We start from the raw sequence: 6,000 nt of genomic DNA on the forward strand, positions 1-6,000 counted from the left end.
GTGACGGGCGTCGCACAACCATCCCGGCTCGTGGCGCGTCGGTTCCCAAGGAGACAGGTGCTGATTGTCACGTCCGGAAAAGACCGGATCGGTTGCCCTTTGTCTGCATCGTCGGTGTTAGCTTGCTGAGCTGATTCGGCGCAGACATCGGCCGACACCTGGCCACGACACGACACGACGAGCGGAGCGACGGAACGATGGGTCGAGCGGACACGCGCCGGACGAAGGGCGGCGGGCGCATACGCCGCCTCTTCACCTGGAAGAAACTCCTGGGCACGTTCCTCGCCGGCTGCCTGCTCCTCATGGGCGCCTTCTACGTCGTGTACCTCATGGTCCCCGTGCCCAGCGCCAACGCCCAGGCGACCATGCAGAGCAACATCTACAAGTACTCCAACGGCCGGATCCTCGCCCGTACCGGCGAGATCAACCGTGAGATCGTCGGCCTGGAGAAGATCCCCAGGGACGTCCAGAACGCCTTCGTCGCCGCCGAGAACAAGACCTTCTACAAGGACAACGGCGTCGACATCAAGGGCACCGTCCGCGGCGCGCTGAACACGATCACCGGCAAGGGCAAGCAGGGTGGCTCGACCATCACCCAGCAGTACGTGAAGAACTACTACCTGGACCAGGACCAGACGGTCACCCGCAAGCTCAAGGAAATGGTGATCGCGCTCAAGGTCGACCAGAACAGCACCAAGAGCGAGATCCTCGCCGGCTACATCAACACCAGCTACTACGGCCGCAGCGCCTACGGCATCCAGGCCGCCGCGCAGGCCTACTACGGTGTCGACGCCGCCAAGCTGAACGTCGCCCAGGGCGCCTACCTCGCCTCGCTGCTCCAGGCGCCGAACCAGTACGACTGGACCTCGGCCACCCCGACCGGCCGCAAGCTGGTCGAGGAGCGCTGGAACTACACCCTGGACAACATGGTCGAGGAGGGCTGGCTGGACGCGGGCAAGCGCGTCGGCCTCACCTTCCCCGTCCCGCAGAAGCCCAAGGCCGCCCCCGGCATGGGAGGCCAGACCGGCTACCTGGTCGAGGCCGCCAACCAGGAGCTGATGCGCCAGGGCATAAGCGAGGAGGACATCAAGGCCGGCGGCTGGACGATCACCCTCAACATCGACGAGAAGAAGCAGAAGGCCCTCGTCAAGTCGGTCGAGGAGCAGCTGGAGGCCAAGCTCGACCGGGAGAAGGACAAGAAGGACGCCACCGTCCAGGCCGGCGCCACCTCGGTCGACCCGAAGACCGGCCGCGTCCTCGCGATGTACGGCGGCATCGGCGCCACCGAGCACTGGCTGTCGAACGCCACGCGCCGCGACTACCAGCCCGCCTCGACCTTCAAGCCGATCGTGCTGGCCTCGGCGCTGGAGAACGGCGCGAAGACCCAGGACGGCCGGGAGATCGGCCTCGGCACGATCTACGACGGCACCAGCAAGCGGCCCGTCGTCGGCAGCGACGTCCCCTTCAGCCCGGAGAACGAGGACAACCGGAGCTACGGCCCCGTCACCGTCCAGAAGGCCACCAACAGCTCGATCAACTCGGTCTACGCCCAGATGATCGTCGACGTCGGCCCGGACAAGGTGAAGAAGACCGCCCTCGACCTCGGCATGAAGGACGGCGCGGACTTCGGCGAGCGGCCCGCGATGTCGCTCGGCACCATGGGCGCCTCCACCTGGGACATGGCCGGCGCCTACGCGACGCTGGACAACCACGGCCGGAAGGTCACCCCGACCATCGTGAAGTCCGCCGAGCACAAGGCGCGCAAGGCCGACCCGGTGAAGTCGATCGGCGAGCAGGTCATCACCCGCGAGGCCGCCGACACGGTGACCAAGGCGATGACGGGCGTCGTGCGGAGCGGCTCCGGCGTCCGGGCCGCCGGCGACTACGCCGCGGCCGGCAAGACCGGCACCTCGGAGAACAACCGCTCCGCCTGGTTCGTCGGCTACACCCCCGAACTGGTCACCGCCGTCGCCCTGTTCGGCGAGGACGCCAAGGGCAACCAGGTCACCCTGACCGACACCATCAACCCCGGCCGCGCCAACGGCGGCCGCACCCCCGCCCAGATCTGGGGCGCGTACACCACCCGGGCGCTGGGCGGCGGCTCCGACAAGCAGTTCGACCTGGAGACCGACGACACGGCGATCGTCGAGCCCGACCCGACGCCGTCGCAGACCAGCGAGTCCCCGGACCCGACCGCGCCGACCCCGAGCGGGACCCCCGAGTCGACGCCGCCGCCGACCTCGACCGCCACGACGCCGCCGCAGCCGACGGACTCCGCCACGTTCCCGACGCCGCCGACGCCGACCCGGACGACGGATCCGACGATCGAGCCGCCCGCCGACGGCAACGGCAGCAACGGCAACAACCGCCCCCAGGGCTGACGCGGGCGCGACGACGCCCGGCGGGGCGGCGCACCGCACACGAGGACGGCCGGACCCGGGAGGGGTCCGGCCGTCCTCGCGTGTGCGGCGGGGCGGTGCTCAGCCGCCGTCGACCCGCTGGGCGACCCGGTCGCCCAGGTCCTTGTCGACCTGGCGCCAGTACCGGACCGCGCGCTCGACGACCGGCGCCGAGACACCGTCCTTCAGATGGCCGGCGATGTTCCCCACCAGCCGGTCGCGTGCCGCGTCGTCCAGGACCTCGCGCACCATGGTCCCCGCCTGGCCCCAGTCGTCGTCCTCCGCGTGCAGCGCGTAGGCCTCGCGCACCAGTTCCCCTGCCGCCGCCCAGCCCGCCGGGTCGCCGAAGCGCCCGAAGTCGGCCGCCGGACCGCCGTACGAGTTCGGCGCGTACGGCCGGGCCGCCGTCGACGGCTCGTACCGCATCGGCCCGTCCTTGGCGTAGGAGTGGACGGGCGCGTGCGGCCGGTTCGGCGGCAGCTGCGCGTAGTTCGGGCCGATCCGGTACCGGTGGGTGTCCGGGTAGGAGAAGAGCCGGCCGAGCAGCATCTTGTCCGGCGACGGGCCGATGCCCGGCACCATGTTGGAGGGCTCGAAGGCGGCCTGCTCGATGTGGACGAAGAAGTCCTCCGGGTTCCGGTCCAGGACCATCCGCCCGACGTCGATCAGCGGGTGGTCGGCGTGCGGCCAGACCTTCGTCAGGTCGAAGGGGTTGAAGCGGTAGTCCGCCGCCTCCTCGAACGGCATCACCTGCACCTTGAGGGACCACGAGGGCGCGTTCCCGGACGCGATCGACTCGTGCAGGTCGCGGCGGTGCAGGTCCGGATCCGACCCGGCGAGCTCGTCGGCCTCCGCCTGCGTGAGGAACTCGATGCCCTGGTCGGTCCTGAAGTGGTACTTCACCCAGAACCGCTCGCCGCCGCCGTTGATCCACATGTACGTGTGGGAGCCGTAGCCGTTCATGTGCCGGTACGTCCTCGGGATGCCCCGGTCGCCCATCAGCCACGTCACCTGGTGGGCCGACTCGGGCGACAGGGTCCAGAAGTCCCACTGCATGTCGTGGTCGCGCAGCCCGGTGACCGGATGGCGTTTCTGGGAGCGGATGAAGTCCTGGAACTTGATCGTGTCCCGGACGAAGAAGACGGGCGTGTTGTTGCCGACGAGGTCGTAGTTTCCGTGTCCGGTGTAGAACTTCAGGGCGAAGCCGCGCGGGTCGCGCCAGGTGTCGGGGGAGCCCTGCTCGCCCGCGACCGTGGAGAAGCGGGCCAGCATGTCGGTGCGCCGGCCCGGCTGGAAGAGGTCGGCCCGGGTGAACTGACTGACGTCACCGGTGACCTCGAAGAAGCCGTACGCGCCCGAGCCCTTGGCGTGCACCACCCGCTCGGGGACCCGTTCCCGGTTGAACTGGGCCATCTTCTCGATCAGGTAGTGGTCCTGGAGCAGGATGGGGCCGTCGGGCCCGACGGTGAGCGAGTGCTCGTCGCTCTCGATCGGGATGCCGGCGTTGTTCGTGGTGTGGGGCGCGCGGTGCGCTGCCTCGGACACGAGCGTCCTCCCGTCGGTGGGGGATCTGGGTCAGGTCGCTTCATCCACCACGAAAGTCAACTCCGCCGACGGGAGGTCGGCAACATCTGGGCCCGGTGCCCCGGCGGCCGGTCCGCCCCCGGCCGCCGGCGCCGCGGCCGGGCGGCCGGTCCCGCGCGCCCGGCTACACCCGCGTCGACAGCTCGAACCAGACCACCTTGCCGCCCGACAGCCGGGTCGCGCCCCAGCGTCTGGCCAGCCGGTTCACCAGGAACAGGCCGCGCCCGCCCTCGTCGGTGTCCCGGGCCCGCCGCTGCCGGGGCAGCTGCGGGGAGTCGTCGCCGACCTCGCAGCGCAGCACGTCGGTCTTCAGCAGCCGCAGGGTGACCGGCCGCTCCGCGTACCGCACGGCGTTCGTCACGACCTCGCTGATCAGCAGCTCGACCGAGTCCGAGAGCTCCTCCAGGTCCCAGCGGGCCAGCGCCCGGCGGGCGAGCCGCCGGGCCCGTCCCGGGGCCGCGTCCTCCGGCTCCAGGAACCAGTAGGCGACGTCACTGGGCGCGATCCCGTCGAAGCGGGCCGCGAGCAGCGCGATGTCATCGTCCCGGTCGCCGGGGCCCAGCATGTCGAGGACGTCGTCGCACAGCGCCTCCAGCGGAGGCGAGTGGTCGGGGCCGGTCAGCTGGGCCGTCGCGGCGAGGCGCTCGCGCAGCTGCTCGATCCCGGTCCACACGTCCCGCATCCGGGACTCGACCAGGCCGTCCGTGTACAGCAGCAGCGTGGCCCCGGCCGGCGCGTCCAGTTCGACGGCCTCGAAGTCGACGCCGCCGACGCCGATGGGGGCGCCCGGCGGGACCCGCAGGACCTCGGCCCGGCCGCCCAGGTGGAGCAGTATGGGCGGCGGGTGGCCGGCGTTGGCGATGGTGATCCGGTGCGAGACCGGGTCGTAGACGGCGTACATGCAGGTCGCCATCCGGTCCTGGCCGAGTCGCTGGGCCTGCTCGTCGAGGTGGTGCAGGACCTCCTGCGGGGGCAGGTCGAGCCCGGCCAGGGTCTGCGCGGTCGTGCGCAGCTGGCCCATGATCGCGGCGGAGGTCATGGAGTGGCCCATGACGTCGCCGACGACCAGCGCCACCCGGCTGCCGGGCAGCGGGATCGCGTCGTACCAGTCGCCGCCGACCCGGGCCGTCTCGGCGGCCGGCAGGTAGCGCGAGGCGAGCCGGACGCCGGTCGGCTGGGGCAGCGAGTCCGGCAGCATGGTGCGCTGCAGTTCGTCGGCGATGTACGCCTCGCGGCCGTAGAGCACGGCCTTGTCGATGCCGAGCGCGGTGTGGGTCGCGAGCTGGGCCGCGACGAGGAGGTCGTTGGGCTCGAAGCCGGGCCGTTCGGGGCGGCGGAGGAAGACCGCGGCCCCGATGACCCGTCGGCGGCCGCGCAGCGGGGCGAGTATCGCCCGGTGGCCGCCGGGGACCGGATGGTCGGGGCCGAGGAGTTCGGGCAGCGCGGCGCGGGCGGCGGCGGAGTCGCCGAAGACCGGCCGCACCCCGCGCAGCACCTCGGCGAGCGCGCCGCCGGAGCGGACCTCGCACAGTTCCGCGGCGGGGGTGGGGTCGGGGTCGGGTACGAGGACCAGCTCCTCGCCCTCCTGGTCCGTTAAGCGGAGCCGGTCCGTGCGGCGCAGGCGCAGGACGAACGGGGAGACCGGCCGTTCGTCGCCGACCGGCAGCGGATCGCGCAGGTAGACCAGGATGGCGTCGGAGAAGGTCGGCACGGTGGCCCGGCACAGGCCGAGCACGATCTCGTCCAGGTCGATGCCGCGCGCGATGCGCCGGGTCGCGGCCCCGACGAAGCGCAGCCGGTCGCCTTCGCGGCGCGCGGCGGCCACGTCCTGGGCCGCACCGCCGCCGTGCCCGCCGGCGTTCCCGTGCCCGCCCAGGCCACCCCGCCCGCGGCCGCGCTCGCCGTCGGGTGCCGGTCTGCGGCGGGCGTCGCCCGAGGCGGCGGCCGGGCCGCTCTGCTGCGGGGGCAGGCCGCCGTCCGGCGTCGGGCCCGGGACGGCGGCCTGCCCCCGCAGCAG

General features: G+C 72.0%; 3 protein-coding genes. 1 reads left to right on the plus strand and 2 read right to left on the minus strand.

All coding sequences use genetic code 11. The features are described from left to right. Positions 1–197 precede the first annotated feature (197 nt). A complete protein-coding gene (locus EAO71_RS30340) occupies positions 198–2,381 on the plus strand; it encodes a transglycosylase domain-containing protein (RefSeq protein ID WP_147980991.1) in 2,184 nt (727 codons plus the stop codon). A 99-nt stretch (positions 2,382–2,480) separates the two neighbouring features. Here EAO71_RS30340 and EAO71_RS30345 read toward each other — a convergent pair whose 3' ends face one another. Then, positions 2,481–3,944 (minus strand): catalase, encoded by a 1,464-nt coding sequence (locus tag EAO71_RS30345; protein WP_147980992.1) that lies wholly within the window; start codon positions 3,942–3,944, stop codon positions 2,481–2,483. Positions 3,945–4,107: 163 nt separating this feature from the next. Further along, a complete protein-coding gene (locus tag EAO71_RS30350; protein WP_261992419.1) occupies positions 4,108–6,000 on the minus strand; it encodes a SpoIIE family protein phosphatase in 1,893 nt (630 codons plus the stop codon).

The organism is Streptomyces sp. MS191 (assembly GCF_008042125.1).
Lineage (GTDB): Bacteria > Actinomycetota > Actinomycetes > Streptomycetales > Streptomycetaceae > Streptomyces.